The sequence below is a fragment of the Streptomyces sp. NBC_00080 genome (assembly GCF_045041255.1).
In the GTDB taxonomy this organism is placed as follows: domain Bacteria; phylum Actinomycetota; class Actinomycetes; order Streptomycetales; family Streptomycetaceae; genus Streptomyces; species Streptomyces coriariae.
The window spans coordinates 4,423,418-4,450,409 of record NZ_CP108235.1 but is presented as its reverse complement, the minus strand read 5'-3'; the positions used below and the strand labels follow the sequence as shown (position 1 = coordinate 4,450,409).

26 protein-coding genes and 1 pseudogene are annotated in these 26,992 nt (G+C 71.7%); 23 read left to right on the top strand and 4 right to left on the bottom strand.

Features of this window, described 5'->3' with window-relative positions:
• Window position 1 precedes the first annotated feature (1 nt).
• The 10 genes from OHU34_RS19810 to OHU34_RS19765 all read left to right on the top strand — a co-directional run bounded on the left by OHU34_RS19810 (window position 2) and on the right by OHU34_RS19765 (window position 10,350).
• Window positions 2–1,267, top strand: coding sequence for a tyrosine-type recombinase/integrase (locus OHU34_RS19810; protein WP_405767548.1), 1,266 nt, complete (start codon window positions 2–4; stop codon window positions 1,265–1,267).
• A 190-nt stretch (window positions 1,268–1,457) separates the two neighbouring features.
• Window positions 1,458–1,751 (top strand): hypothetical protein, encoded by a 294-nt coding sequence (locus OHU34_RS19805; protein WP_142265368.1) that lies wholly within the window; start codon window positions 1,458–1,460, stop codon window positions 1,749–1,751.
• Window positions 1,752–2,160: 409 nt separating this feature from the next.
• Complete coding sequence (locus tag OHU34_RS19800; RefSeq protein WP_142265369.1) at window positions 2,161–2,715, top strand: DUF2617 family protein; 555 nt, start codon at window positions 2,161–2,163, stop codon at window positions 2,713–2,715.
• A 96-nt stretch (window positions 2,716–2,811) separates the two neighbouring features.
• Window positions 2,812–4,458 carry a polyamine aminopropyltransferase gene (locus OHU34_RS19795; RefSeq protein ID WP_405767545.1) on the top strand — a complete coding sequence of 549 codons (1,647 nt, stop codon included), beginning with the start codon at window positions 2,812–2,814 and terminating at the stop codon, window positions 4,456–4,458.
• A gap of 97 nt (window positions 4,459–4,555) precedes the next feature.
• Window positions 4,556–5,404, top strand: a complete 849-nt coding sequence (locus tag OHU34_RS19790; RefSeq protein WP_405767543.1) for an SRPBCC domain-containing protein — start codon at window positions 4,556–4,558, stop codon at window positions 5,402–5,404.
• A 104-nt stretch (window positions 5,405–5,508) separates the two neighbouring features.
• Window positions 5,509–6,306, top strand: a complete 798-nt coding sequence (locus OHU34_RS19785) for an aldose 1-epimerase (RefSeq protein WP_405767541.1) — start codon at window positions 5,509–5,511, stop codon at window positions 6,304–6,306.
• Window positions 6,307–6,342: 36 nt separating this feature from the next.
• Window positions 6,343–6,891: an orotate phosphoribosyltransferase gene (pyrE, locus tag OHU34_RS19780; protein WP_020129189.1), complete on the top strand. Its 549-nt coding sequence runs from the start codon at window positions 6,343–6,345 to the stop codon at window positions 6,889–6,891.
• A gap of 165 nt (window positions 6,892–7,056) precedes the next feature.
• Window positions 7,057–8,088, top strand: a complete 1,032-nt coding sequence (fbaA, locus tag OHU34_RS19775) for a class II fructose-bisphosphate aldolase (protein WP_142265373.1) — start codon at window positions 7,057–7,059, stop codon at window positions 8,086–8,088.
• A gap of 115 nt (window positions 8,089–8,203) precedes the next feature.
• Window positions 8,204–9,757, top strand: coding sequence for an MFS transporter (locus OHU34_RS19770; protein ID WP_142265374.1), 1,554 nt, complete (start codon window positions 8,204–8,206; stop codon window positions 9,755–9,757).
• A gap of 26 nt (window positions 9,758–9,783) precedes the next feature.
• A complete protein-coding gene (locus OHU34_RS19765) occupies window positions 9,784–10,350 on the top strand; it encodes a DUF5753 domain-containing protein (protein ID WP_308285910.1) in 567 nt (188 codons plus the stop codon).
• 51 nt (window positions 10,351–10,401) lie between these two features.
• Here OHU34_RS19765 and OHU34_RS19760 read toward each other — a convergent pair whose 3' ends face one another.
• Window positions 10,402–10,644 (bottom strand): DUF397 domain-containing protein, encoded by a 243-nt coding sequence (locus OHU34_RS19760; protein ID WP_372481722.1) that lies wholly within the window; start codon window positions 10,642–10,644, stop codon window positions 10,402–10,404.
• A gap of 162 nt (window positions 10,645–10,806) precedes the next feature.
• On the opposite strand from OHU34_RS19760, the gene OHU34_RS19755 reads away from it, so the two are divergent.
• From OHU34_RS19755 to OHU34_RS19705, 11 genes and pseudogenes are all read left to right on the top strand, one after another.
• A complete protein-coding gene (locus OHU34_RS19755; protein WP_020129192.1) occupies window positions 10,807–11,220 on the top strand; it encodes a DUF3151 domain-containing protein in 414 nt (137 codons plus the stop codon).
• Between the two features lie 160 nt (window positions 11,221–11,380).
• Window positions 11,381–12,226: a tryptophan 2,3-dioxygenase family protein gene (locus OHU34_RS19750; protein WP_020129193.1), complete on the top strand. Its 846-nt coding sequence runs from the start codon at window positions 11,381–11,383 to the stop codon at window positions 12,224–12,226.
• Window positions 12,219–13,421, top strand: coding sequence for a kynureninase (gene kynU, locus OHU34_RS19745; RefSeq protein ID WP_405767538.1), 1,203 nt, complete (start codon window positions 12,219–12,221; stop codon window positions 13,419–13,421). Before OHU34_RS19750 ends, kynU begins: the two co-directional genes overlap by 8 nt.
• 287 nt (window positions 13,422–13,708) lie before the next feature.
• Window positions 13,709–14,593, top strand: a complete 885-nt coding sequence (locus OHU34_RS19740) for an alpha/beta hydrolase (protein ID WP_405767536.1) — start codon at window positions 13,709–13,711, stop codon at window positions 14,591–14,593.
• A 244-nt stretch (window positions 14,594–14,837) separates the two neighbouring features.
• On the top strand, window positions 14,838–15,770 hold the full coding sequence (locus OHU34_RS19735) for an alpha/beta hydrolase (protein ID WP_405767533.1): 933 nt from the start codon (window positions 14,838–14,840) through the stop codon (window positions 15,768–15,770).
• Between the two features lie 100 nt (window positions 15,771–15,870).
• Complete coding sequence (locus OHU34_RS19730) at window positions 15,871–17,058, top strand: acyltransferase (protein WP_142267973.1); 1,188 nt, start codon at window positions 15,871–15,873, stop codon at window positions 17,056–17,058.
• A pseudogene (locus OHU34_RS19725) lies at window positions 17,051–18,370 on the top strand (sensor histidine kinase); the annotation flags it as partial. The gene OHU34_RS19730 and the pseudogene OHU34_RS19725, both read left to right, overlap by 8 nt.
• Window positions 18,371–18,663: 293 nt before the next feature.
• Entirely contained in the window at window positions 18,664–19,341 is a 678-nt protein-coding gene (locus tag OHU34_RS19720) for a response regulator transcription factor (protein ID WP_020129199.1), read from the top strand.
• A gap of 146 nt (window positions 19,342–19,487) precedes the next feature.
• The gene (locus OHU34_RS19715) at window positions 19,488–20,849 is read left to right on the top strand and encodes a sensor histidine kinase (protein ID WP_142265383.1); all 1,362 of its coding nucleotides are present in this window, start codon (window positions 19,488–19,490) and stop codon (window positions 20,847–20,849) included.
• A complete protein-coding gene (locus OHU34_RS19710; protein WP_405767532.1) occupies window positions 20,846–21,511 on the top strand; it encodes a response regulator in 666 nt (221 codons plus the stop codon). Before OHU34_RS19715 ends, OHU34_RS19710 begins: the two co-directional genes overlap by 4 nt.
• Before the next feature lie 186 nt (window positions 21,512–21,697).
• On the top strand, window positions 21,698–22,252 hold the full coding sequence (locus OHU34_RS19705) for a hypothetical protein (RefSeq protein WP_142265384.1): 555 nt from the start codon (window positions 21,698–21,700) through the stop codon (window positions 22,250–22,252).
• 31 nt (window positions 22,253–22,283) lie between these two features.
• Here the strand turns inward: OHU34_RS19705 and OHU34_RS19700 are convergent, their stop codons facing one another.
• The gene (locus OHU34_RS19700) at window positions 22,284–22,460 is read right to left on the bottom strand and encodes a DUF397 domain-containing protein (protein ID WP_142265385.1); all 177 of its coding nucleotides are present in this window, start codon (window positions 22,458–22,460) and stop codon (window positions 22,284–22,286) included.
• Between the two features lie 2 nt (window positions 22,461–22,462).
• Window positions 22,463–22,591, bottom strand: a complete 129-nt coding sequence (locus OHU34_RS19695; RefSeq protein ID WP_308285914.1) for a Scr1 family TA system antitoxin-like transcriptional regulator — start codon at window positions 22,589–22,591, stop codon at window positions 22,463–22,465.
• 511 nt (window positions 22,592–23,102) lie between these two features.
• Here OHU34_RS19695 and OHU34_RS19690 point away from each other — a divergent pair.
• Window positions 23,103–24,320, top strand: a complete 1,218-nt coding sequence (locus OHU34_RS19690) for a cytochrome P450 (protein ID WP_405767528.1) — start codon at window positions 23,103–23,105, stop codon at window positions 24,318–24,320.
• Here OHU34_RS19690 and OHU34_RS19685 read toward each other — a convergent pair.
• The gene (locus OHU34_RS19685; RefSeq protein WP_405767526.1) at window positions 24,304–24,555 is read right to left on the bottom strand and encodes a hypothetical protein; all 252 of its coding nucleotides are present in this window, start codon (window positions 24,553–24,555) and stop codon (window positions 24,304–24,306) included. The genes OHU34_RS19690 and OHU34_RS19685 overlap by 17 nt on opposite strands.
• Window positions 24,556–24,735: 180 nt before the next feature.
• Between OHU34_RS19685 and OHU34_RS19680 the strand changes: the two genes are divergently transcribed.
• Window positions 24,736–26,907, top strand: coding sequence for a TerD family protein (locus OHU34_RS19680; RefSeq protein WP_405767524.1), 2,172 nt, complete (start codon window positions 24,736–24,738; stop codon window positions 26,905–26,907).
• The last annotated feature ends 85 nt before the right edge of the window (window positions 26,908–26,992 follow it).

The following is a 26,992-nucleotide window of genomic DNA, read 5'->3' as shown; positions in this document are numbered from 1 at the left end:
CATGGCAGGCCACATCCAAGACCGCTGGTTCAAGACCGAGACGAACGCCGGCGGAAAGACCGTCCGCATCAAGAGCGACCGCCACGGAAGTGGTCTGCGCTACCGGGCCCGTTACATCGGTCCAGACGGCGCAGAGAAGTCCAAGAGCTTTCCCGACGGAAAGAAGCGACTCGCCGAGAAATGGTTGAGCGCCATTGAGACGGACATGACGCGCGGTCAGTACACCGATCCCAAGTCCGTGCGGATCACGTTCCGGCAGTACGCCGACAAGTGGTTGGACAGCAAGACGTCCAGCCCGATGGCCCGGAAGGAATTCGGCCGGCGCCTGCGACTGCACGTCTACCCGGTGCTTGGCTCCCGGCCGATCGGGACCTTCCGGCCCGAACACATCCGGGAGCTCCTGGCCGCGCTGGATGCGAAGCCCGGTGTAGGCCCTTCCTACACCCGGAACATCTTCGCGGACGTTCAGTCGGTCCTGTCTGCCGCTGTGGATGACGCGCTGCTGTCGCGCAACCCGTGCGGTGCAAGGACCGTTCGGCGCCCCAAGCCTGACCCGCATCGCGTAGTCCCATGGGTGCCCGCGCAGGTGTTCGCTGTTCGAGCAGCTCTTCCGGAGCGGTACCGAGCGATGGTCGACGTCGGCGCCGGATGCGGTCTACGGCAGGGCGAGGTGTTCGGACTGGCTGAGGACGCCATCGACGCCGACGGGCGCACGCTTCACGTGGTCCGGCAGATCAAGCATGTGGAAGGGCACCCGGTGTTCGCTCTCCCCAAGGGCGGCAAGAAGCGGGATGTGCCATTGCCCGACTCGCTGGCGGAAGCTCTCCGGGCGCACATGGATGCCTGCAAGCCGGTGGAAATCACGTTGCCCTGGGACGTGCCGGAGGGCCCGAAGGTGTCCGCCCGGCTGATCTTCACGGCGGAGCAGGGGGGCATGGTGTGGCGGAGCAACTTCAACGGCAAGGAGTGGAAGCCCGCTCTCGCGGTCGCGGGCCTCATCCGCCCGGAAGTGGATGAGAACGGGAAGTACGAGTCGGCGCGTGAACACGGCATGCACGCCCTGCGGCACTTCTACGCTTCCGCGTTGCTGGACGCGGGCGAGAACATCAAGGCCATCAGCGAGTACATGGGGCACGCCGACCCGGGGCTGACACTGCGGGTGTACGCCCACCTGATGCCCGACGGCCGCGAGCGTGCCCGTCGTGCGATCGACTCCGTGTTCCAGCGCATCTCTCAGGAAGCTCACGGCCCACAGACGGCCCAGTGAGACTCAGGCGGCCCCTGACCTGCCCTTCTGTGCAGGTCAGGGGCATTTTCTTGGGGAGAACCCTCTGAAGTTCCTCAACTCTGCTTTGGCAGATGAGACGGGCGGGCATCCCCCGTGCACGTGGCGCTCGGACGCCACGCGAGGCGCCCACGGGGGGCCGCTTCGGGGGACACGGAAGGAGGGTGGCGCCATGGTCTTCGGCATCATCCTGGCGGTGATCGGAATCGTGCTCGTGGCGGCCCTGCTGGTCAACGTCCGCAGTCGCGGCGCCGCGAGGTCGTACCGCGGCGGTCGGCCGCGCCGCTACAGCGGCGGCGGCAGCGCGGCCGGCGGTGGCGGTGGCAGCTGGTGGGCCGGCGACAGCGGCGGAGACGGCGGCTCCGGCGGCGGTCACCACGGAGGCCACTCCTGCGGCGGCGGGTCGTCCTGCGGGGGCGGCGGATCGTCCTGCGGCGGGGGTGGCGGATGCGGCGGAGGCAGCTGACACGGGGCAGCTGAGCTCCCCGCGGGGGAAGCCGCATCCGGACCGCGGGGCCCGAGCTGACCACGGGCTCCGCGGTCGTACGTGCGGGGCGGCCGCATCGTCTACCCGCGCTCGCCCCTTTCATGTGGGGCGCGCGGATGCACACCTGGGCCGCCCGGGGTACGCCATAGTTGAACAATTGAGCTGTGGACCCCCCGAGGGATGGAAACCGCACGAAGTTGGGTAAAAACGCTGTGGAGCAACCGCAGTTCATGATTCCCTCTAGACGACCAACGCAGCCCCTCGGACCCCTTCGGACGTCCCGTGCGGACGACCTTCCGGACCGGGCCGACCGGGGCCGTTCTCCCGGCTTCGACCGGGGTGCGCCGACCTGCCCCCTCCTCTCTTTGCGTCTCCGCGGAGCCGATCCATGCTCACGACCCTGAACACCTCCTACACCGACACGCGCGCGGCCGATCTCGCCTGGGCCCTGGGGCGAGAGCCGCTGCCCGCCCTCGCCACACTCGACCTCGAACTGTCCGCCGCCAGGTTGCAGCTGAGACTGCTCGGCGCATCCCACCAGGTGCTGCTGGAGGAGGAGCAGGGCAGTTGTTCCGAGACGGTGGCCTGCCTCGCCGGCAGCAGCACCCCGCTCCCGCTGGGCGTCGCCAAGCGGGTGGGCGACTGGGAGTACGAGTTCGCGGCGCGCGTCGAGGAGCTCTCGCCCGGCCAGTTCGCGGGCCGTGCCCAGGAACTCCTGGCCCTCGTCTCCGAGCACCCGCACGGTCTCGCCGGCGTCTTCCCCGGCAGCCCGCACGCCTTCACCGCGCTGCTCGCCCACCGCAGCGACGGCCAGGTGCACTGGCGCACCTGGCACGCCTACCCGCAGGACGGGCAGCTGGTGGCGACCAGGACGAGGGTGGGTGTCCGGGTCCGGTCGGGCGACCCCGGCCTGTCCGTGAGCGCCTCCGCCCAGGGAGTCTGAGGCACCGGCGGCTCAAACGTCCGCTGCGCGAACGACCTCGGATTCCACACGTGTGGGTGACGAAGGGCCACCATGCAGTGACGTAACGTCGCAGTCGTGATCGAACCGCACGCACCGGCCCCGCCCGGTGTCCGACCGGACCGGGAGCCGCCCCCGCCGGGGCCCGCGCGGCTCCCCGTCCGGCCGGCCACCGGGCGGTTCCTGGTCCTCGCGTGCGTCTTCGTCTGCGCGGCCTGCGGTCTCGTCTACGAACTGGAACTCGTCGCACTCGCCTCCTACTTGATGGGCGACTCCGTCACCCAGGCCTCCGTCGTGCTGTCCGTCATGGTCTTCGCGATGGGTATCGGCTCCCTCGCCGCCAAACGGCTGCGCCGGTTCGCCGCGGCCGGCTTCGGCGCCCTGGAGACGACCCTCGCGCTGGTCGGCGGATGCAGTGCCATGGCGCTCTACGCGGTGTTCGCCTGGACCGGCGACTGGGGTGGCGTGTGGGCCCAGGGCCCCCGCGTGCTCCTCGTCGCGTTCTCCCTCGCCATCGGTGTGCTCATCGGCGCCGAGGTGCCCCTCCTCATGGAACTCATCCAGCGCATCCGCCGCCAGGACGCGGGCGGCGCGGTGGCCGACCTGTTCGCCGCGGACTACGTGGGCGCGCTGGTGGGCGGCCTCGCCTTCCCGTTCCTGCTGCTGCCCTTCCTGGGCCAGCTGACCAGCTCCCTGCTGACCGGCGGGGTCAACGTCGTGGCCGGGGCCGCCCTGGTCCTGGGCCTCTTCCGACGCGACCTCAGCTGCCGGGCCCGCTGTCTGCTGCTCGTCGCCAACATCACCGTCCTCGGCGTCCTCGCCTCCGCCGCCGTCCTCGTCGACGACTTCGAACGGGCGGCCCGGCAGGCGGTCTACGGCGACGGAGTGCGCGTGGCGGTGCGGACCGGCGTCCAGGAGATCGTCCTCACCGGCGACGCCGACGGCCGGCCCCTCGACCTCTACCTGGACGGCCGGCTCCGCTTCGCCGGCCACGACGAGCGGCGGTATCACGAGGCCCTGGTCCGGCCCGCGATGAGCGGCCCCCACGCGCGCGTGCTGATCCTCGGCGGCGGCGACGGCCTGGCCGCCCGCGAGGTTCTCGGCCACCCCGGCGTGCGCCGCGCCGATGTCGTCGCACTCGACCCCGGCCTGGTCAGGCTGGCCCGCACCGACCCGGGCCTGTCCCGCCTCAACGACCACGTCTACGGCGACCCGCGCATCCACGTCGCCACGGGGGAGGCCTTCCAGTGGCTGCGCGGGGCCCCCGCGGCGACGTACGACGTGGTCGTCGCGGATCTGCCCGACCCCGGCATGACGGCGAGCACGAAGCTCTACTCCCAGGAGTTCTACGGCCTCGCCCGCCGCGCCCTCGCCCCGGGCGGCCGCCTCGTCGTGCACGCAGGGCCGGTCGCCGGCCGGCCGCGCGCGTTCTGGACGGTCGAGGCGACGATGCGCGCGGCGGGCCTGTACACCGCCCCCTACCGCGTGGACGGCCTCGACGCCGGCCGCACCGTGGGACCCGACACCGCAGGCGGCTCCCGGGCCCCTCGCGACTGGGGTTTCGTCCTGGGCACCGCCGACACGCGCCCGCCACTGCGCCTCGACCGGCTCGGGCCGCCGCCGCGCACCCTGACCCAGGCGGAACTGACGGCGGACGCGCGGGCGGCGGAGGCGACCCGGGTGCCGGGGCTGCGGCCCTCGACACTGGTGCATCCGCGGTACTGACCCGGCGCCGGGGGCGTATCACCGGCCGGGGCCCGGCGGAGCCGAATCCCGGTTTCGCCGGGTGCTTTCCCGTGCCCGCTGGGTAGGCTCCGATGTCATGGAGCAAGAGGTGTTCGTTCCGGTTCCGGCCGAGCGGTTGAGGGCGGCTCTCGCAGATCCGGCGCAGGTGGCCCGGGCGGTCCCCGGGCTCCAGCAGGACGCGGGCACCGAGCCCGTCGCGGGACGGCTGAAGGTGCGGGTCGGCGGCCACACCATCACCTACCGGGGTGCCCTGCGTGTCTCCCCGCGCGAGGACGGTGCTTACGCCCTGGAGGGCGACGCGACCGAGGTGCGCGGCAGCGGGGTGGTGAAACCGATCCTCACGCTGTGGCTGCGGGAGGCGGAAGCGGGCACGACACTCCGCTTCGAGGGGACGGCGTCGGCGGACGGCCGGATCGCGGAGCTGCCGTCGGAGGCGGTGGACGCGGCGGTCACCCGGCTGCTGAACCGCTTCGCGACGAACCTGGCCGCGGAAACGGCGGAAACGGCGGAAACGGCGGAAACGGCGGAAACGGCGGAGGCGGCGGAAGCGGCGGAAGCCGTGGATGCGGACGCCTTGGACGACGCCGCCGATCACGTCGACGCGGGCAACGCGATCGATGACGTCGATGACGTCGACGAATCACCGGTCCCCGGGGCCGTCTTCGAGGCGGAGGTGTCGCCCGCCGGACTCGAGGACCTCGCCGGGCCCGGAGAGCCGCCCGCCGAGGCCGCGCACGCGCGCCGGACGATGATCGGGCGCAGTGCCGAGGAGGTGGACCACGCCCCGCCGCGCGGGCGCTACGCGCCGGTCCCGGCCCCGCAGACGGTCGTACCGAACAGCACGCTGCGGTGGGCCGCTCCGGCCGCCGCACTGGTCGTGGCGTCGGCGATCGTGGTGGGCAGGGCGCTGCGCCGGCGCGGCTGAGGACCGACACGTCCACGCGGGCCGACAGCGTGGTCCGGTGCCTCGCCCGGCGTCTCGGCCGGTCCGCCACCGCACCGGTCCGACCGCCCCAGTAGGGTCGTCCCGTGAGTGACGAAGACATCACGCTGACCGCGGGCGACGCGGAGGTGACCGTCCAGCCGGGCAACGGCGGCCGGGTCGGTGGGCTGCGCGTCGGCGGCCTCGAACTGCTGCGCCAGGGAGAGCGCTTCGGGTGCTTCCCGATGGTCCCCTGGTGCGGCAGGATCCGCGACGGCCGTTTCCGGGACGGCGGAACCGTCCGCCAGATGCCGCTCAACGCCGCGCCCAACGCCATCCACGGCACCGTCCGCGACGGTGCCTGGAAGGTGGCGCGGCGGACCGCCGACGAGGCCGTCCTGACGTACGACCTGGTGGAACCCTGGCCGTACCCCGGCCGGGTCACCCAGGTGGTCACGCTGACCGAGGACACCCTGACCCTCGCGATGGCCGTCGAGACGCACGGCTCGTCCTTCCCGGCGCAGATCGGCTGGCACCCCTGGTTCAACCGCAACCTCGGCGGCCCGGACGACCAGGACGTGCGGGTCTCCTTCGACCCCGCGTGGCAGGAGGAGCGCGGCGAGGACCATCTGCCGACCGGCAACCGGATCGAGCCGAGGCCCGGCCTCTGGGACGACTGCTTCGGCATGCCCGGTGGTGTCGCCGTCGGCCTCACCTGGCCGGGCCGGCTGGAGCTGAAGGTGACCAGCCCCGAGGAGTGGGTCGTCGTCTACGACGAGCAGGAGGCGGCCGTGTGCGTGGAGCCGCAGACCGGGCCGCCCGACGGACTGAACACGCTTCCGCGCCTGGTCACGCCCCTGGATCCGCTGGAGGCCACCACCGCGTGGCAGTGGACCCGGCTCTGAGTTCGGCCTCCTGGCTTCGCCTTTAAGCTGGGCGGCATGACGGACGTACGTGGCGCGCTGCTGCAGCAGATCAAGGACAAGGCCGTGGTGCACGGCAAGGTGACCCTGTCGTCGGGTCTGGAGGCGGACTACTACATCGACCTCCGCCGCATCACCCTCGACGGGGAGGCCGCTCCGCTGGTCGGGCAGGTGCTGCTCGACCTGACCGCCGAGCTCGACTTCGACGCGGTGGGCGGTCTGACCATGGGCGCCGACCCGGTGGCCGGGGCCATGCTGCACGCGGCCGCCGCGCGCGGGAAGAAGCTGGACGCCTTCGTCGTCCGCAAGGCGGCGAAGGCGCACGGGCTCCAGCGGCGGGTCGAGGGCCCGGAGATCAAGGGCCGGCGCGTCCTGGTCGTCGAGGACACCTCGACCACGGGCGGTTCGCCGCTCGCCGCGGTGGAGGCCGTCCGCGAGGCGGGCGCCGAGGTCGTGGCCGTGGCGACGATCGTGGACCGGGCGACCGGCGCCGACGAGAAGATCCGCGAGGGCGCGGGTGTGCCGTACCTGTTCGCCTTCTCGAAGGATGAACTGGGTCTGGACTGACGGGCCGTATTGACCTGCACTTGACCGGGGCGTGGACCAGGCATGGACCATTCGCCCAGGTCTGGAAAGATGGGGCCGACGATGACGTCGCACCCCAGGTCTAGGTCAGGGCCGTAGTACGCAGATCGACAGATCGCCAACCCGCAGATACCAAGGAGCGGACAGATGCCCATCGCAACCCCCGAGGTCTACAACGAGATGCTCGACCGGGCGAAGGCAGGCAAGTTCGCCTACCCGGCCATCAACGTGACCTCGAGCCAGACCCTGCACGCGGCACTGCGCGGCTTCGCGGAGGCGGAGAGTGACGGCATCGTCCAGATCACGACGGGTGGCGCCGAGTTCGCGGGCGGCCAGTACAGCAAGGACATGGTGACGGGCGCGCTGGCCCTCGCCGAGTTCGCGCACATCGTCGCCGAGAAGTACCCGGTCACCATCGCGCTGCACACGGACCACTGCCCGAAGGACAAGCTCGACGGGTTCGTCCGTCCGCTGCTCGCGATCTCCGAGGAGCGCGTGAAGGCCGGGCGCAACCCGCTCTTCCAGTCCCACATGTGGGACGGCTCGGCCGAGACCCTCGCCGACAACCTCACCATCGCGCAGGAACTGCTCGCCCGGACCGCCGCCGCGAAGATCATCCTCGAGGTGGAGATCACCCCGACGGGCGGCGAGGAGGACGGCGTCTCGCACGAGATCAACGACTCGCTGTACACGACGGTCGACGACGCGGTGCGCACCGTCGAGGCGCTGGGCCTGGGCGACAAGGGCCGCTACCTGCTGGCCGCGTCCTTCGGCAACGTCCACGGCGTGTACAAGCCGGGCAACGTCGTGCTCCGCCCCGACCTGCTCAAGGAGCTGAACGAGGGCATCGCCGCGAAGTACGGCAAGCCGGCCGGCTCCCAGCCGTTCGACTTCGTCTTCCACGGCGGCTCCGGCTCCAGCCCGGAGGAGATCGCGACCGCGCTGGAGAACGGCGTCGTCAAGATGAACATCGACACGGACACGCAGTACGCCTTCACGCGTCCCGTCGCCGACCACATGTTCCGCAACTACGACGGCGTCCTGAAGGTCGACGGCGAGGTCGGCTCCAAGAAGACCTACGACCCGCGGACCTGGGGCAAGCTGGCCGAGGCGGGCATGGCCGCGCGGGTCCTCGAGGCCACGCAGCACCTGCGTTCGGCGGGCCAGAAGATCAAGTAATCCCCGAAGGCACCTCTGGAGTACCTCCGGACCCCCGGAGGTACCCGGAGGTACTACGGGTACGGGTGAGCCCGGCGTCTGTCTACGGCGCCGGGCTCGCTGTATACCTAAGGGCATGCCTGACGTCCGGTTGGCCTCGCCGCAGGGCAAGTGGATCCTGCTCACCACCGTGCTCGGCTCCAGCATGGCCCTGCTGGACTCGACGGTCGTCAACGTCGCCCTCCCGCGTATCGGCCGCGACCTGGACGCCGACCTGGCCGCCCTGCAGTGGACCGTCAACGCGTATCTGCTGACGCTGGCCGGGCTGATCCTGCTCGGCGGCTCCCTGGGCGACCACTACGGGCGGCGCAAGGTGTTCGTGGTCGGGGTGGTGTGGTTCGCCGCCGCCTCGCTGCTGTGCGGTATCGCCCCGAACGCGGGCGTGCTGGTCGCCGCCCGGGCGTTGCAGGGGGTCGGCGGCGCGCTTCTCACGCCGGGTTCCCTCGCGCTCATCCAGGCTTCCTTCCACCCCGAGGACCGGGGGCGGGCGGTGGGTCTGTGGTCCGGGTTCGGAGGCATGGGGGCGGCCGTGGGGCCGTTCCTGGGCGGCTGGCTGGTGGACGGTCCGGGCTGGCGGTGGGTGTTCCTGCTGAACGTGCCGCTGGCGGTGGTGTGCGTGCCGGTGGCGCTGCGGCACGTACCGGAGTCGGACGGGCGGCCCGTCCGCTCCGGCGCGAGCGGGAGTGCGGCGGGGAGCGCGGCCGAGAGCGTGACCGGGAGCGGGGCAGGGGGCGGGACAGGGCGTCCGCACGAGCGCTTCGACGTACTGGGCGCCTTCCTGGGCGCGCTGTCGCTCGCCCTCGTCACCTACGCGCTGATCGAGGCCCGGAGCGGGCCCGTAGGGGTCGTCACGGGTGCTGCGGTCGCGGGACTGGTCGCCGGTGTCGCCTTCGTGGCGGTGGAGCGCCGCCACCCGGACCCGATGCTGCCGCTCGACATCTTCGCGTCCCGCCAGTTCACCGCCGTCAACCTGGTCACCCTGTGCGTGTACGCGGCCTTCGGCGGGTTCTTCTTCCTGTCCGCGGTCCAGCTCCAGGTCGTGGTCGGCTGGTCCGCCCTCGGGGCCGGTACGGCGCTGCTGCCGACGACGGTGCTGATGCTGCTGCTGTCCGCCCGCTCAGGCGAACTGGCCGAGCACATCGGGCCGCGGATCCCGCTCACCGTCGGCCCGCTGCTGTGCGCCGCCGGGATGCTCCTGATGCTGCGCGTCGGGCCCGGCGCGTCCTACGCCACCGACGTCCTGCCCGCCGTCCTGGTGCTGGGCTTCGGCATGGTCGCGCTGGTCGCCCCGCTCACCGCGACCGTGCTGGCCTCCGTGGACGTCACACGGGCCGGGGTGGCCAGCGGCGTCAACAACGCGGCGGCCCGCGCGGCCGGTCTCGTCGCGGTGGCCGCGCTGCCCCTGCTGACCGGGATGAGCTCGGAGGCGTACCGCTCGGCCACCGCCTTCGACGACGCGTTCCAGCAGGCCATGGTGCTGTGTGCGGGGGTGCTGGTGGTGGGCGCGGTGGTCGCCTTCACGACGGTACGCCGCCCGGCCCCGGACTGCCGCCGGCCGGAGTGCAGGACGCACGGGAGCGTGCTGGCACCGCCTCTTGAGGGGGAGCGGACGAAACGACGCCTGGCCTAGCCTGCGGAAGGCTCCGCCCGGCCCGCATCCGCGGGTCCTGTGAGCTGTTCCGTCTCGCAGGTGGGGCCCGTACGTGCGGCGGCTGCCTCATTCCCGGTCTCCTTCAGACGGAGGAGTACGCCAAAGAGGTATTCGGAATGCCCGGCGGAACGGTGAACGTGGAAGCATTGTTGGAGCTTCGGCTCGAACGCCAGGATCGGATCGTCCGGGCGAACGGTCCCGAATTTTTCTTCGTCCTCGATGAGGCCGCGATCCGGCGCATCGTCGGCAGTGCGCAGATCATGAAGAATCAGTACGAGAAACTGCTGACGCTGAATGAGATGGAGAACGTCACGATCAAGGTGGCCCCTTTTACGGCCGGGCTCTACCGACAGTTCCGTTCGCCGTATGTGCTCTTTCAGTTCCCGGAGGAGGACGAAGATCTCGTCGCCTACCTGGAGAAGCCGGACGGGCAGGTTCTCCTCAGCGAGAGGTCACCCTTCACGGGGATGGACGCCAAGGATCCCAGCGACTGCCTGGACGACTTCTGGTTCGTGGAGAAGCAGGTTGCGCTGGATCTGACCGAAGAGTTCTTGATGCGGGGTCTCCAGTAGGGAGACGCGGGGGGGGGTGGTGATGTTCCGGAATACTGGAAAGGCGTCGCTCTACGCGTCCGCTTCCGGCGGTTCCAGGGACTCTACGAACCCGACGAAGAGTTTCCAGGACGACACGGGAAAGGATAACTCTTCCCGATCCGGGTGCGCGGAATTTCTCACCATCACTCGCCTGCCGATCGCAAACTCGAGGCAGTTTCCCTGCTGTGCCGAGGACGAGCCTTTCTGTGGGAGCCAGCTCGGCTCTCGGCGCCGGCGCCGTATCGGCCTGCAGGAAGAATCGGTGGGAGTCATCACGCTCCTTGTCTGGTGGATCCAGAACAGGTAGCCATCGGGCGGTCGGCGGCTGGCAGCCGTGGAAGACCGGCGCCTCGTGGTCCTGAGGGAGACCTCCAGGACCACGAGGTCCCGTCCCGGGCCGGGGCCGAGGGCCCGCGGATGGCGCAGACTGGACGCATGTCCATTCACGAAAACCTCCTCGGGGGACCGCCCCCGACCCACCTCCCCGACGACCCCGAGCCGCGCGAGCTCCTCGCGAACGGCACGGCGCCCGCCGACGTCGCCGCGAAGTACCCGACGTCCTCGCTGGCCTGGGCCCAGCTCGCCGACGACGCGTTCGAGCGGGGCAGCGTGGTGGAGTCGTACGCGTACGCCCGTACGGGGTACCACCGCGGCCTGGACAGCCTGCGCCGCAACGGCTGGAAGGGCCACGGCCCGGTGCCGTGGGAGCACGAGCCGAACCGCGGTTTCCTGCGTGCCCTGCACGGCCTCGCCCGCGCCGCGCAGGCGATCGGCGAGCAGGCGGAGTGGGAGCGCTGCTCGCAGTTCCTGAAGGACTCCTCGCCGACGGCGGCCCAGACCCTGGGATAGCCGTTCGCCTGTGTGCCCTTCCGTGGCCCGCCTGGTGTGACCAGGCGGGCCTTGCGTTTTCGGGAGAGCATTGCGCAGTATGTGCCGGTGGGGACCGGGGCCCCCGTGTCGGTAACGGCAGGGGCGGACCGCTACCCGGAGTACACAACAGGAGACAGCGATGTCCCAGCAGGCTCAGCCCCAAGAGGCTTCGGAGCCCGAGACCCCGCATCTCGACTTCGCCGGCACGACGCCGTACGAGGACTACGTCAAGGCGGACGTGCTCACCCACCTCCAGCACACCCTCTCCGACGATCCCGGAGAGATGGTCTTCCTGGTCACCACCCAGGTCATGGAGCTGTGGTTCACGGTCATCGTGCACGAGTGGGAGACCGCCGCGCAGGCGCTCCGCCAGGACCGGGTGCCAGTGGCGATCGACGCGCTGAAGCGGTCCGTCCGCGAGCTGGACGCGCTGAACGCGTCCTGGCGGCCGCTCGGGCAGCTGACCCCGGCGCAGTTCAACTCGTACCGCTCCGCGCTCGGCGAGGGCTCCGGCTTCCAGTCGGCGATGTACCGCCGCATGGAGTTCCTGCTCGGTGAGAAGTCCGCGTCCATGCTGGTCCCGCACCGCGGCGCGCCCCGCGTCCACGCGGAGCTGGAGAAGGCGCTGCACGAGCCGAGCCTGTACGACGAGGTGCTGCGGCTGCTGGCCCGGCGCGGTCACGCGATCCCGGCGGCCGTCCTGGAGCGCGACATCTCGCGCCGGTACGAGCCCTCGGCGGAGGTCGAGGCGGTCTGGACGGCCGTGTACGCGGGCGACGAGGGTGACGAGATCGCGCGCCTCGGCGAGGCCCTGACGGACGTCGCCGAGCTGGTGTGGCGCTGGCGCAACGACCACCTCGTCGCCACCCGCCGCGCGATGGGCGCGAAGGCCGGCACGGGCGGCTCGGCCGGCGTGGCCTGGCTGGAGAAGCGCGCGCAGAAGAACGTGTTCCCCGAGCTGTGGACGGCCAGGTCTCATGTCTGAGCGCCCCGGCTTCGAGCAACTCGCCTTCAGGGCGAAGGAGTTGGACGGCGGCGACGATCTGGCGGGCAAGCGCGCCCAGTTCCTCCTCGACGACGGCGTCTACCTCGACGGCAACTCGCTGGGCGCACTGCCGCGCTCCGTCCCCGGGCACGTGGAGGACGTCGTGCGCCGTCAGTGGGGCGCGCTGAAGATCCGCTCCTGGGACGAGAGCGGCTGGTGGACGGCGCCCGAGCGGATCGGCGACCTGATCGCCCCGCTGGTGGGCGCGGCGGCCGGCCAGATCGTGGTCGGCGACTCGACGAGTGTCAACGTCTTCAAGGCACTCGTGGGAGCGGTACGCCTGGTGGACGGCGCCCGGGACGAGATCCTGGTGGACGCGACGACCTTCCCCACGGACGGCTACATCGCCGAGTCCGCGGCCCGTCTCACCGGCCGCACCCTGCGCGCGGTGACACCGGGCGAGGTGCCGGCGGCGCTGTCGGAGCGTACGGCCGCCGTGCTGCTCAACCATGTCGACTACCGCACCGGGCGGCTGCACGACCTGCCCTCGCTCACCGCCGCCGTGCACGCGGCCGGCGCGATCGCCGTGTGGGACCTGTGCCACAGCGCGGGTGCCCTGCCCGTCGGTCTCGACGAGCACGGCGTGGATCTCGCGGTCGGCTGCACCTACAAGTACCTGAACGGCGGACCGGGTTCACCGGCGTATTTGTACGTCCGCCGTGGTCTCCAGGACCGGTTCGACTCACCGCTGCCCGGCTGGAACTCGCACGCCGAGCCCTTCGGCATGCGGGAGACGTACGAGCCGGCGGCAGGTGCCCCGCGCGGGCGGGTCGGCACCCCGGACATCCTGTCGATGCTTGCCCTGGAGGCGGCACTCGAGGTCTGGGACGGGGTCTCGGTCGAGGCGGTGCGGGCGAAGTCGTTGGCCCTGACGGACTTCTTCCTGGAATGCGTCGCCGCGTACGTCCCCCAGGGGCGGGTCGAGTCGCTGACTCCGGTCCGTCACGAGGAGCGTGGCAGCCAGGTGGCGCTGCGCTGCGAGGACGCCGGGGAGGTCATGGAACGGCTGATCGGGCGCGGGGTCGTCGGCGACTTCCGCCGCCCGGACGTCCTGCGCTTCGGCTTCACCCCGCTGTACGTCGGGTTCGCGGACGTGGAGCGGGCGGCGCGGGTGCTGGCGGAGGAACTGGGCTGATCCGCCGGCCGGCCGGTCGGCCGGCAGTCAGACAGGCCGGGACGGTGGGCCCGGTGGGCTGAACCGGCCGGGTCTCCCGGGCGTACTCAGGGGTACGCCCAGGGGGATTCCCGGCGGGCGGGCCTGCCGGGGCGGCGGAACAGCAGAACCGTTCACCTGGACCGGTTGCCTCTCACCGAGCGTGACATCCGCGTGTCCGCGCACGTCACGGGCCTGATACCGTCCCGGCCAACGGCCGAATTCTCATCTGGTCCGCCAAATCTGTTTCGCCGCTGAGAGGTTGGAGCATGCCGGACGACGTTGTCGCAGCCCGGGCCACCGCCGAGGAGGCATCGGCCTTCGCGCATCCGCCCGTCGAGCCCGACGTCACCACGGCGTACGGCGATCACCCCGACCAGGTGATCGACTTCTACGTCCCGCGTGCACAGGTCGGCCCCGGTGGGTCCGTCCCGCTCGTCGTCGTGCTGCACGGCGGGGCCTGGCGGGCGCCGTACGACCGGCGGCACATCACGCCCTTCGCGGACTTCCTGGCCCAGCGAGGCTTCGCCGTGGCCAACGTGGAGTACCGGCGGGGCGCCGAGAGCCCCGCCCCGGAGGGGACATCCCCGATCGCGGGACGCTGGCCGGACACCTTCGACGATGTCGCCGCGGCCCTCGACGCCCTCCCCGCCCTTGTCCGGGAGGCGGTGCCGCAGGCCGACGCCCGCCGTACGGTGCTCACCGGTCACTCGGCGGGCGGCCACCTCGCCCTGTGGGCGGCGTCCCGGCATGTGCTGCCCGCCGACGCGCCCTGGCGCACCGGGGGATCGGCCTCGCTGCGGGGCGTCGTCGCGCTGGCCCCGATCGCCGACTTCGCGGTCGCCGAGAAGCTGGACGTGTGCGGTGGAGCGGCCCACCAACTCCTGGGCGGAGAAGAGCAGTTCGGCGAGCGACGGCCGTACGCCGACCCCGCGCTGCTGTTGCCGACCGGGGTCGCGACGACCCTCGTCCAGGGCCGCACCGACCTGGTCGTCCCGCAGGCGGTCGCCGAGGCGTACGCGGACGCGGCGGCGAAGGCGGGTGAGGTGGTGGGGCTGACCCTCCTGGAGGACGTCGGCCACTTCCCGCTGATCGACCCGGCGGCGGACGCGTGCGCGGTGGTGGCGGAGGAGATCGCGCAGCTGGCGTGGTAGCCGTGCCCCCGGTCCGGCGGGGTGAAGTCCCCTAGGTCGTACCCGTAGTACCTGAGAGCTACGTCGAAGAAGAGCTCCTCAGCGGGACGCGAACGACGAGCGCCGATCCGTAACTTCCAAGCCAGAAGGGCCCGATGGCCGGGCGCTGTGGCGGGGGAGGGGCGGGATGGCGGAGCTTCGTTTTCGCGGGCGGTGGCGCCGTGCGAGGGAAACGCGCGGGGGGCGGCACTGGGTTCGCGCCCTGTTGGCCGTCCTCGTCACCGCCGCCGTGGTCGTCCCCCTCACGGCCGCGGCGGCCCGGCCTCGGATCCCGGCCCCGGCCCCCGCCGCCCTCGCCCCGCCGACGGCGGCGACGCTGGAGAGGGTGTACGCCGCCAACCGGGCCAACGCCACACTGGCGTCCGGGATGGCCGCCGACCACGGGGACCGCCACCGCGCCTCCGCCGAGCGGGAGTTGGCCGCCCCGTCCCGCAATCTGCTCTCCTTCGACGGCCGGGGTTCCGGCCGTGCGGTCGAGGTCTTCGGGGACCTCGCCCACGCCGACCGTGTCGCCGTTCTCGTACCGGGCTCCGACACCTCGCTCGACACCTTCGGACGCTTCCGCGCGGGAGCGGCCGCACTGCACCACCGGCTCACCGGGCAGACCGGCGCCGGCCCCCGTACGGCGGTGGTGGCCTGGCTCGGATACACCACCCCCGGCACGATCAGCGCCACCGTGATCACCCCGGACCGCGCCGAAGAAGCGGCCCCGGACCTGCGGGAGTTCCTGCGCGAACTGCGCTCCGTCACCGCACCGGGTGCCCGGTTCACCCTCCTGTGCCACTCGTACGGCACGGTGGTCTGCGGCCGCGCCGCCCCGCACCTGGACGTGACGGATCTCGTCCTCCTCGGCAGCCCGGGAACGGGTGCGGCATCGGCGGCCGACCTGCGCACCCGCGCGCGGATCTGGGCGGCCCGGGGCGCCGACGACTGGGTGGCCGATGTTCCGCACGTCAGCGCCGACCTGTTCGGCACGACGGTCGGCTTCGGCACCGATCCCCTGTCCCCGTCGTTCGGCGCCCGTGTCTTCGCGGCGGGCTCCGGCGGCCACAGCGACTACTTCAGGCCGGGTTCGCCCTCCCTGGCCAACATCGCCCGGATCGTCCTCGGCGAGACCTCGGAGGTCACCGGTGCGTGAGACCCAGGAGCGTGAGACCCAGGTGCGTGAGTCACCGGTGCGTGAGGCGCCGGAGCGTGAGACCCAGGAGCGTGGGGCGCAGGGGCGGGCGCTGTTCGGGATCCGGCGGGCCGCCGTCCGGATCGACGCCGCCACACCGCCGCAGCGCGACCGGGCCGTGGACGCCCTGCGGGCACTGGCGATCCTCGGTGTCGTCCTCGGCCACTGGCTGGTGACGGCGCTCGTCGCCGACGGCGGAACCCTGCGGGCCGCGAGCCCGCTGGGGCCCATGCCCTGGCTGGCCCCGGTGTCGTGGATGTTCCAGACCCTCGCGGTGTTCTTCATGGTGGGCGGCCATGTGGCGACCCGGAGCCTCGCCTCGGCCCGCGCGCGGGGCGCGACCTACGGCGCATGGCTCAGAAGCCGGCTGGCGCGGCTGTTCGTCCCGGTGGCCGCCGTGCTGGCCGTGTGGACGGTCGCCGCGGTCGGCCTCCTGCTCGGCGGCGCGTCCTTCGTCACCGTGCACACCGTGGTCAAACTGGCGCTGTCCCCCCTCTGGTTCCTGCTGGTCTTCGCCGTGCTGACGGCCGCGACCCCGCTGCTGGTCCGGCTCAACCCGCTGTGGCCGCTGGCCGTCGTCCTCCATGTGGACCTGGTGCGCTTCGGCCTGGGCGGCCCGTCGTGGCTGGGCTGGGTGAACGTGGTGGCGGGCTGGCTGGTGCCGTACACCGTGGGCGCGGCCTGGACCCGCGGTGAGCTGGAGCGGCCCCGCGCGGGCCGACTGCTGCTGGTCGGCGGCGCGGTGGCGACGGCACTGCTCGTCGGCTGGGCCGGATACCCGGCTTCGATGGTGGGTGTGCCGGGCGCGGCGGTGTCCAACCTCAACCCGCCGACGCTGGCCGCCGTCACCTTCGGTCTCGCCCAGTGCGGACTGGCGCTGCTGCTGCGTGACCGGCTGCGCCGGGCCGTGCGCGGGCCCCTGGCCTGGGCGGCGGTCGCGCTGGTCAACCTCTCGGCGATGACGGTGTTCCTCTGGCACCAGACGGCCATGATGGCCACCACCGCGACGGGCCTGTTCGCGGGCCGCCTGCCCGGCCTGCACACGGTCCCCGACGGGCTGGGGTGGGTGGCGGCCCGGCTGCTGTGGCTGCCGGTCTTCACCCTGGTGCTGGGGGTGTGCTGGGCCGCGTTCCACGGCTGTGAGAACAGCGGAGGGCGATGGGGGCGGAAGAGCGAGGGCCGCTCACGTGTGGTGCGCGTCGGAGGGCGGCCGAAACCGTCGGGTCTGCGGGAGACATGGCATGTCTAGGGTGGTGCGGATGAACGGTGTGGGGGAGTGGCTGACCGCGAGGTTGCGGGTCCTGCGTGACGACCTGTGGACGACCCGGGCGGCACCGCTGCCGTCGTTCGTATGGCTGCGCCGGCTGCCGCACGTGCATGTGGTCCTGGTCGCCGTCGGCATCACGCTGGGCGGAGTGGATCAGATCGCCGACGAATACCGTCAGGGCACGAACTACGGTTTGCTGTGCGCGGCGGCGCAGGGCGGGGCGGTGGCCCTGGCACTGTGGCGGCCGGTTTTGGCGTGGTGGCTGTCGATGACGGTCACGGTGGTCGTGGCCATGGGCGCCCGGTCCCAACTGCTCTCGGGCCAGGCCGAGCCCTACGCCTCATGGCCCTGGGGCGGAGCGGGCCTGATCGCACACGCCATGGTCCTGCTCCTGCTGTCGCTGCGCGTGCCCACCCGAGCCTCCGTCGCGGCGCTGGTCCTCACGGCGCTCGTCACCTACGTCATGGAAGGACTCATCGGCGCCGCCGACTACGCGCCGACCGGTCCCGTGGCGGTGATCGTGTTCGCCGCCGTGGTTCTCGTCGGCAGCTCTCTGCGCGGTCGGCGCGAGGCCCGTAGGCAGCTTGTCGAGCAGACCGGCATCACCGCCGAGGAACGCGCCCGCCGCACCCTGCTGGAGGAGCGCAACCGGATCGCACGCGAACTGCACGACGTGGTCGCCCACCACATGTCGGTGATCTCCATCCAGGCCCAGGTCGCCCCGCACCTGGTGGAGAACCCGTCCGAGGAACTGAAGGAGAACCTCGCCGGCATCCGGAAGAACGCCCTGGAGGCGCTCGCCGAACTGCGCCGGGTGCTCGGGGTGCTGCGCTCGGAGAACCCGGAGGACCCCTACGGGCTGGGCGCGGCCGGCACCGGAGCCGCCCCGGACACCCCGCAGCCCACGCTCGACCGCCTCGACGCCCTCATGGAGAACACCCGCGCCGCGGGGCTGGAGGTGGTCGCCACCGTCGAGGGCGAGGCGCCGGTGTATCCGCCGGGCGTGCAGCTGTCGGCGTACCGGATAGTCCAGGAGGCGCTCAGCAACGCGCTGCGGCACGCGCCGGGTTCCCAGGTGCGGGTGGAGGTCACCCACCATGGCCACGGCCTGTACCTGGAGGTCGTCAACTCCCGCCCGCGCGCACCCGTATCGTCCTCCCCGGGAGCGGGGCACGGTCTGCTCGGGATGCGCGAGCGGGCGGTGATGCTGGGCGGCCATGTCAGCGCCCGTCCGACCCTGCACGGCGGTTTCGCGGTGTCGGCGTTCCTCCCGCGGGAGGGTGCGGCGACGCCCCGCGACGACTCGGACGCTCTCCCCGCCTCCCGCTCCGGAGAAGACTCCGCGGATCCCGCTACCCCCGAGGGCCTCGAACTCGTCTTCCCGGACGACAGGGACGACAGGGACGACAGTGACGACAGGGACGACCGGGGCGGCATGAACGGCATGAACGGCATGAACGGCATGAACGGCATGAACGGCATGAACGGCATGAACGGCATGAACGGCATGAACGGCATGAACGGTATGAACGGCACGGACGCTGTGCACGACGCGGGCGCCCCGACCCCGACAGGAGAAGGAACCCGATGACGACCGGCGGCACCATCCGCGTACTGATCGCCGATGACCAGGAGATGGTCCGGCAGGGCTTCACCGTGTTGCTCAACGCCCACCCGGGCATCGAGGTGGTCGGGCAGGCGGTGCACGGCCTGGACGCCGTCGCCAAGGTCGACGAACTCGCCCCGGACGTCGTCCTGATGGACATTCGCATGCCCGAGCTCGGCGGCATCGAGGCCACGCAGCGCATCACCCTCGCGCACCCGCACATCAAGGTGCTGGTCCTCACCACCTTCGACCTCGACGAGTACGTGTACGACGCGCTGCGGGCCGGGGCGTCCGGCTTCCTGCTGAAGGACGCCTCCGCGGACCGGCTCGCCGAGGCGGTCCGGGTGGTGGCGGCCGGCGACGCCCTGCTCGCGCCCGTCATCACCCGCAAGCTGATCGCCGAGTTCTCCCGTCTCGACGGCAGGCCCAGGGCCCCGCTGAAGGAGCGGGTCGGCGATCTCACCGAGCGCGAGACGGAGGTGCTCACCCTGATCGCCCAGGGACTGTCCAACGCGGAGATCGCCGACCACCTCTTCGTGGCCGAGCAGACCGTGAAGACGCACGTGGGCCGCATCCTGGTGAAGCTGGGGCTGCGGGACCGCACCCAGGCGGCGGTGTTCGCGTACGAGTCGGGGCTGGTGAGACCGTCGGGGTACTGAGCGGCGGCGTTCCCGGCGGCCCCGGTCGGCGGCGTCCGGTGGCTCCCGACGGCTCCCCGTCGGACCCGTAGTACTTGAGAGGGATCCGCACGAACCCCTCTCACTGGTGACGACCTGGACCCCCTCCTCCGCCTACCGTTCTCAACGTGACAGAGACGACGCAGACGCACACCACGCGCCCGGACGATCCGGACGACTCCTACGAGGCCTACCGGCCGCGCAGTCCGGAGTTCCGGGCGGCCGTGGAAGCCCTGCGCGGCCTGCGGGAGGACCTCTTCCACGACGCCTTCGCCTACCGCCCGCTGCCCCGCAAGGAGCCCACCGGCCGCGCCCTTGGCCGTCTGAAGGGCCGCAGGCGGGAGTACGCGGCCTGGTCCCGGCACACGCTGGTCGGGGCGGCCGGTGCCCTGGCGATGTTGATCGCCTGGGCGGACGCGGAGGGCAGCGGCGTCGGTCTGCTGAGCGGGCTGCTCGCCCTGGCCCCGGTGCTGCTGACGCTGGTGCGGCCGGTCGGCGCGTTCTGGCTGTCGCTCGCGGGGACCACCGGCGTCGCGATCATCGGCAGCACGTACACCGAGTGGCCGTGGCTGCCGGGCAGCTTCGCCGCCCACCTGATCGTGCTGACGGTCGTGGCGATACGCACCCGCCCGCGCACGGCGGCGTGGATGTGGATGGTGACGGCGGCCTACGGCTTCGTCGCCGAGACCGTCTTCAGCTGGGGCCACTACTTCACGAACGTCGCGCCCATGCTGGTCTTCTCGGCGATCCTCCTCCTCGCCGTCACCGTCTGGCACATCCGCCGGCAGGCCGAGGAGAAGGTCACGGCCCAGCAGACGGTGACCGCGCACGAGCGCTCCCGCCGTACCCTGCTGGAGGAGCGCACCACCATCGCCCGCGAGCTGCACGACGTCGTCGCCCACCACATGTCGGTGGTCGCCATCCAGGCCGAGGCCGCCCCCTACCGGGTGGAGAACCCGCCGCCGGAGCTGGAGAAAGCCTTCGCCACCATCCGGGAGAACGCGGTGGCCGCTCTCACGGAGCTGCGCCGGGTCCTGGGCGTGGTCCGCGCCGAGGACTACGAGGTCCCCGACGCCCCGCAGCCCACGCTCGCCGAACTGGACGGGCTGCTCTCCAACGTGCGGGAGACGGGCCTGGACGTGGAGAAGACGGTCACCGGCGCGGTGCGCGAGCTGCCGCAGGGCGTGGAGCTGTCGGCCTACCGGATAGTCCAGGAGGCGCTGAGCAACACCCTGCGCCACGCCCCCGGGGCGGGCGCCCGCGTGGAGATCGGCTATGTACTGGGCGGCCTGGGGCTGCGGATAGTCAACGGCGCACCGCCGAACCCTTCCCTGGTCAAGCCCTCGCCCGGGGCCGGTCACGGCATCACCGGAATGCGGGAGAGAGTCGGCATGCTGAACGGCGAGATGACGGCGGAGCCGACCCCGACGGGCGGCTACGAGGTGACGGTTTTCCTGCCGGTGCCCGCCGCGAGCGAGAGTGGAACATGACGATCCGAGTACTGATCGCCGACGACCAGATGATGGTGCGCGAGGGCTTCTCGGTCCTGCTGAACGCGATGCCGGACATCGAGGTCGTGGGCGAGGCGGTCAACGGCCGGGAGGCGATCGACCGCGTCCGCGAGCTCGCGCCCGACGTGGTCCTGATGGACATCCGCATGCCGGAGCTGAACGGCATCGAGGCGACGCGGGAGATCGTGGCGGCGGACGACTCGGCGAAGGTCCTGGTACTGACGACCTTCGACCTGGACGAGTACGTCTACCAGGCGCTGCGCGCGGGCGCCTCGGGCTTCCTGCTGAAGGACGCGTCGGCCCGCCAACTGGCCGACGGGGTGCGGGTGGTGGCGGCCGGCGAGGCGCTCCTGGCCCCGTCCGTCACCCGGCGTCTGATCACGGAGTTCTCCAAACTGTCCGACACCCCGCGACTGTCGTCGACCGCGCAGGCGGCCTACGGCGACCTGACGGAACGGGAGACGGAGGTGCTGGTCCTCATCGCCCAGGGCCTGTCGAATCTGGAGATAGCCGGCCGGCTGGTGGTCGCGGAGTCGACCATCAAGACCCACGTGAGCAGGATCCTGGTCAAGCTGGGCCTGAGAGACCGCACCCAGGCGGCGGTCTTCGCCTACGAGGCCCGGTTGGTGACCCCGGGCTGATCCCGGCCGGTCGGGCCGACCGGCCGCCCGGAACCGGCGGGCCCGGCTGGGGAGTATGCCGTCGGCGGAAAGCAGAAACCGGCTGCTCGCCGATCACGTCCATGTCTTTGGTCGGACCCGTCGGAGGTGTCCGACGGGCGGGGCCGACGTCGCGCGACGCCGGCTCGGAACATGGAGGGGCAGGGCATGAACCCGGTTCAGCAGATGGAATTCCACGCCTCGTGCGGGCATAGGATCTCGGCTCCGGTCGACCGGGGCGGGCAGGACGTCCGCTGCCCCCACTGCCACCAGGTGGTCCGGGTTCCGCAGCCCGACGTTCCGTACGCCTCGCCCGTCCCCGTGCCGACCGCCGCCGCTGATCCGGCGGCCCTGACCGCCCTCTACGTGATCGCCCTGATCGGCGGTCTCGCGGGCGCCGCGCTCGTCTACATGGTCATGTTCGACGATTTCTCGGAGTCCGAGCTGGTCACGATCACGCCGGTGTGGTTCTTCCCGGTCGTCTTCGGCCTGTACGGGTTCGTCTCCCAGCGCCTGCTGCGGCTCATCGCCGCAGGGCGCGCGGGGACCCTCAAGGAGGCGGCCGGTGTGGCGATCGACCTGACCGGCTACTGGGCGGCCCTGGCGTTCTTCCCGTTCCTGGTGCTGAAGTGGCGCAGTTCCCTGCTCGTGTCGCTGGCGGCGGCGGCTTTCTGGGCCGTCCTGCTGTGGTTGTTCTTCACGCTGATCTTCCCGACCCTCTGAGCCGGCGGGGCGAGATTCTCCGCCGGGTCGTTCAGAGATGCCGGACGAATGCGCGCCAGCCCTCTCCGGAGACGGTGAGGAGCGGGCCGTGCGGCTGCTTGCTGTCGCGTACGGCACGGCCACCGGCGACTGTGGGCGCGACCTCGACGCAGTCGCCCTGCTGAGCGGAATAGGACGACTTCCGAAAGCGCCCCACAACCTCGGTCACGATCAGACTTCCTTCATGCTCCGCAGCACGTCCCGGATAAGTCGCGCGCTTGCCTCGGGTGACAGTGCTGCCGATCGTAGTAGGTCGAACGCATTGCCGTAAGCCGCGAGATCCTCCGGCGCTTCAAGCACGGACGTGCCCCCACACGAAGTGCGTGTGGGCCCGGTTCACGCTCGCGGAAAGTCCGGAGAGGGCCCATGTTCCGGCGGATTCATGAGGCGCTCGCCGGGCTGTGGCACAAGAACGTTCCCGTGCCGAACGACCGGGACCGGGACACGGTCTCGGAGGCACGGACACCGGACCCGTGCGTATGGCGGTTGCCGGACCCGTGCGAAGCCCGCTGGCGCGGGTGGGCCAGACGCAACCGCGCGGCCGGCCACTGCCTCCCGTTCCCGCAGGAGGAAGCGTGCTGGCAGTGCCCCGCACGTCCCCGGAATCCCCTTTGGGAAGCCGCTGACGACGTGGTCCGGCTGTACGTCACCGAAGGGGCCACACCCCACCGGGGCGGCCCGACGGTGCCCCAGCCACCCGCCCGTTTGAGGGAGGGGCAGGTGGGCCGTGCATCGCGGGGGCGGTGGCGGAGCGGGGCGTGCGGCGAAGACACCCCTGGTCAGCAGGCCGATCCCCGGCTAGCGTCCGTGCATGGCAGTCGTTGACGCTCTCTCGTTCGACCCCTGGGATCCCGCGTTCGTGGCGGATCCCTACCCGGCCTACGCCGAACTCCGGGAGCGGGGGCGGGTGATCTACTACGAGCCGACCGACCAGTGGCTGGTGCCGCGGCACGCAGATGTCTCGGCGCTGCTGCGGGAGCGGCGGCTCGGGCGGACGTATCAGCACCGGTTCACGCACGAGGACTTCGGGCGGACGGCGCCACCGGCCGAGCAGGAGCCGTTCCACACGCTCAACGATCACGGGATGCTCGACCTGGAGCCGCCCGACCACACCCGCATCCGGCGGCTGGTGTCGAAGGCGTTCACCCCGCGCACGGTGGAGCGGCTGCAGCCGTATGTGCGGCGGCTGGCCGGGGAGCTGGTGGACCGGCTGGTGGCGGCGGGCGGGGGCGATCTGCTGAGCGATGTCGCCGAGCCGCTGCCCGTCGCCGTGATCGCGGAGATGCTCGGCATCCCGGAGTCGGACCGGGCGCCGCTGCGGCCCTGGTCGGCGGACATCTGCGGCATGTACGAGCTCAGCCCGTCGAAGGAGACGGCGGCGAAGGCCGTGCGGGCCTCGGTGGAGTTCTCCGAGTATCTGCTGGAGCTGATCGCCGCCCGGCGCAAGGAGCCCGGCGACGATCTCATCTCCGGTCTCATCGCCGCGCACGACGAGGGCGACCGGCTCACCGGGCAGGAGATGATCTCGACCGCGGTGCTGCTGCTCAACGCGGGGCACGAGGCCACCGTGAACGCCACCGTCAACGGATGGTGGGCGCTCTTCCGGAACCCGGGACAACTGGCCGCGCTGCGCGCCGACCACTCGCTCGTCCCCACCGCCGTCGAGGAGCTGATGCGGTACGACACCCCGCTCCAGCTCTTCGAGCGGTGGGTGCTCGACGACATCGAGATCGACGGCACCACCGTGCCCAGGGGAGCCGAGATCGCCATGCTCTTCGGGTCGGCGAACCGCGATCCGGCTGTCTTCGCGGATCCGGACCGGCTCGATCTCGCCCGCGCCGAGAACCCGCACATCTCCTTCAGCGCGGGCATCCACTACTGCATCGGCGCCCCGCTGGCCCGTATCGAGCTCGCCGCCTCCATGACGGCACTGCTGGAACGGGCCCCCACCCTGGCCCTGGCGGCTGAGCCCCGGCGCAAGCCGAACTTCGTGATCCGGGGGCTGGAGGGGCTCAGCGTGACCCTCTGAGGCGGCCGCCTTCGAGGCGACCTCCGAGCCGGGCGAACAAGGCCCACAGGGCGAGACCTCCGGCTGTTCCGCCCAGCAGGGCCAGCGGTAGTTCGGCGTAGAGAACGCTCCAGTCGGGGCTCTGCTCGAAGCGCCGGAAGCGGCCGCGGACACTGACGGCCCACACCGCGAGCCCCGCGCCCCAGCCGAACGCCATGGTCAGGCAGCCGGCGGCGGCCTGCGTACGTTGTCCCATGCCCGGGACGGACGCACGCCGGCCGCCTCGGGTTCCCCGCCGACCAGGGCCGCTCCCGCACGGTCCGCTCCCGCACGGTCCGCTCCCGCACGGCCCGCAGGCCGGCCATCGGTTGCGCGAGCCGGGCAGCGCGCAGAAACTCCCGTGCGCCCGCTCGTACGCCTCTGCGATCATCCCCGAATGGAGCACCGTCTCGAACCGCTGGTCATCCGGCACACCCACCGTCTCCCCTCCCCGAAGGGCTCCGCCGGACAAGGAGCGGCCGCCGCGCGGCAGTTCGACGCGGCGCTGACCTCCGTCGGCTTCAAGCTCTCCGCGGAGTTGCTCGAGCGGCTGTCGGGGCTGTCCGAGGCGGCGGTCGTGCACACCGCCAAGCGCACGCTGCGCACCGTGAGCGAGATGGTGGGCGACCACGTCCGGCACAACGTGTACTTCATCGACTTCCCGGCGAGCGTGCCGGACACCGAAGAGTTCTGGATGCGGTGCGTGACGAAGGCGCTCGGCGACGAGAAGGCGCGCGAGAACGTGCTGACGCAGCTGGCGCACGGGGTGCTGGACCTGCTCAGCCTCCCCACGTACGGCCGCTATCAGCACACCTACGAGGAGATGCTCGCGGCGCAGGACGAGCTGATCGCCTCGGCGGGCGACCGGGTGACCGTCCTGCACCTCGGGCGCGACCTGGACGACGAACTCACGGACCTGTACCTGGCCCTGGCGGGCAGCACGACGCCACTGGGCGAGGATCATCTGCGCGACCTCAAGAACCTTGCCGAGCGGTGCGCGCTCGGCCCCCAGCCGGAGTCGATCCCGGTCCGGGAGAACCGGGCGGTCCTCAACGAGGCCCGGCTCGCCGCCGGCGCGGACCTGCTGCTGGACACCGTCACCGATGTGCTGCGGCTTGCCTGCGCGCTGTCGGGCGGCGACGTGACGCTGCAGGAGCCGACCCGGTTCCGGGCGCTCTCGCGGCCGGTCCGCCGGGCGCTGCTCGCGGGCCTGGACGCCGTGGTCGCGGCGAACCCCGCGAAGCTGGCCGATGTGCACGCGTACCGCGAGCCGTTCAAGCGGCTCGGTGAGCGTCTCCACCCGCACGAGTACCCGCGCTGGCCGCACGCCGCCGACGTGTTCGCCGTGGCGCGGGGCGAGAAGGAGGCGCGGTCCTTCGACAGCCGTGCCGAGAAGCTGCTCGACGCCTTCGACGTCCTCGGCGCGGTGCGGCTGCTGGAGTCCGCTCCCGGCAAGCTGTTCCGCGCCCTGGACCTCCTGCTGCGCATCGCCGCCGACCAGGAGCAGCGGGACGCGGTGGTGGCCGCCGCGGTGCGGGTCGCTCCCAAGGTCTCCGGCCGGGTCGTGCTCTCGGTCCGCGAGCACTTCCACAACCGGGAGCGGGAGACCGACGAACCCCGGATCTTCGTCAACCGCCGGGGCCGCGCCTGGGTGACCTCCGATCACCGGCCGTCCGTCCCGGCCGCCGACCGGGACCGGCTTATCGCCGCCCTCGACACCGAGCTGCGCCGCCGACTTCCGGCACCGGGGCGGCTGCTCGTCGACCCGGACGTCCTCGACGTGGCGCTCCCGCTCAGCGGCCGGGCGACCGCGGCCGGGCTCGGCGTACTGCCCAGGGGCTCCCTCTCCACGGTCGACGGCGAGCGGCTGCGCTTCTTCGTGTACTGGAAGGAGACCGAGGACCGGACCGACTTCGACCTCTCGGCGCTGCTCCTGCACGCCGACTACAGCACCGACTCCTGGCTCTCCTACACCTCTCTCACGGCGGTCGGGGGTGTGCACTCGGGTGACGTCACCGAGGCGCCCGACGGGGCCTCGGAGTTCATCGACCTGTCCCTGGACCGGGTACGCGGCTCGTTCATCGTCCCGCAGGTCAACATCTTCGCCGGGGAGGGCTTCGAGGAGGTCGAGGAGTCGTTCTTCGGTTTCATGGTGCGCGACGGCGAGCAGGAGGGCCGGCCGTTCGAGCCGCGCACCGTGCGGATGAAGTCCGAGCTGCGCGGGGCGGGACGGGTGGCGCTGCCGCTGGTGTTCCGGCGCGAGGACGACGGCCGGTGGCGCGCGAAGTGGCTGCACCTGTATCTGAAGGGCATCTCGTCGGCCAACCGGGTCGAGGAGAACCAGGTGTCGGTGTCCAAGGTCGTGCGCGCCCTCGTGGAGCGTGAGCAGCTGACGGTGGCGTACTTGATCGACCTGATGTCCGGCGGCACCACGGACGCGGAACTGTGGGACGGCGAGCCGGTCCCGGACGAGCCCGTGACGTACATCGGTCTCGAACGTCCCGAGGGGCTGCACCCGGACTCCCGGGTGATCACCCTCGGAAATCTGCGCGACCTGATCCCGGGCTGACTGCTAGCGTTGCCCTTGGCGAGGCCATGAAGGGGCTTCCTTCTCAACTCCACTCTGATACAAGTTCCTTCGCTTTCCTCGCCGT

Excerpts from the sequence above, each read along its gene's own strand:
- OHU34_RS19680 (WP_405767524.1), top strand. The coding sequence starts at position 24,736 with ATGGAGCACCGTCTCGAACCGCTGGTCATCCGGCACACCCACCGTCTC.
- OHU34_RS19770 (WP_142265374.1), top strand. The coding sequence starts at position 8,204 with ATGCCTGACGTCCGGTTGGCCTCGCCGCAGGGCAAGTGGATCCTGCTC.
- OHU34_RS19690 (WP_405767528.1), top strand. The coding sequence starts at position 23,103 with ATGGCAGTCGTTGACGCTCTCTCGTTCGACCCCTGGGATCCCGCGTTC.
- OHU34_RS19750 (WP_020129193.1), top strand. The coding sequence starts at position 11,381 with ATGTCCCAGCAGGCTCAGCCCCAAGAGGCTTCGGAGCCCGAGACCCCG.
- pyrE (WP_020129189.1), top strand. The coding sequence starts at position 6,343 with ATGACGGACGTACGTGGCGCGCTGCTGCAGCAGATCAAGGACAAGGCC.
- OHU34_RS19720 (WP_020129199.1), top strand. The coding sequence starts at position 18,664 with ATGACGACCGGCGGCACCATCCGCGTACTGATCGCCGATGACCAGGAG.
- OHU34_RS19800 (WP_142265369.1), top strand. The coding sequence starts at position 2,161 with ATGCTCACGACCCTGAACACCTCCTACACCGACACGCGCGCGGCCGAT.
- kynU (WP_405767538.1), top strand. The coding sequence starts at position 12,219 with ATGTCTGAGCGCCCCGGCTTCGAGCAACTCGCCTTCAGGGCGAAGGAG.
- OHU34_RS19810 (WP_405767548.1), top strand. The coding sequence starts at position 2 with ATGGCAGGCCACATCCAAGACCGCTGGTTCAAGACCGAGACGAACGCC.
- OHU34_RS19740 (WP_405767536.1), top strand. The coding sequence starts at position 13,709 with ATGCCGGACGACGTTGTCGCAGCCCGGGCCACCGCCGAGGAGGCATCG.
- OHU34_RS19790 (WP_405767543.1), top strand. The coding sequence starts at position 4,556 with ATGGAGCAAGAGGTGTTCGTTCCGGTTCCGGCCGAGCGGTTGAGGGCG.
- OHU34_RS19805 (WP_142265368.1), top strand. The coding sequence starts at position 1,458 with ATGGTCTTCGGCATCATCCTGGCGGTGATCGGAATCGTGCTCGTGGCG.
- OHU34_RS19705 (WP_142265384.1), top strand. The coding sequence starts at position 21,698 with ATGAACCCGGTTCAGCAGATGGAATTCCACGCCTCGTGCGGGCATAGG.
- OHU34_RS19755 (WP_020129192.1), top strand. The coding sequence starts at position 10,807 with ATGTCCATTCACGAAAACCTCCTCGGGGGACCGCCCCCGACCCACCTC.
- fbaA (WP_142265373.1), top strand. The coding sequence starts at position 7,057 with ATGCCCATCGCAACCCCCGAGGTCTACAACGAGATGCTCGACCGGGCG.
- OHU34_RS19760 (WP_372481722.1), bottom strand. The coding sequence starts at position 10,644 with ATGACTCCCACCGATTCTTCCTGCAGGCCGATACGGCGCCGGCGCCGA.
- OHU34_RS19710 (WP_405767532.1), top strand. The coding sequence starts at position 20,846 with ATGACGATCCGAGTACTGATCGCCGACGACCAGATGATGGTGCGCGAG.
- OHU34_RS19685 (WP_405767526.1), bottom strand. The coding sequence starts at position 24,555 with ATGGGACAACGTACGCAGGCCGCCGCCGGCTGCCTGACCATGGCGTTC.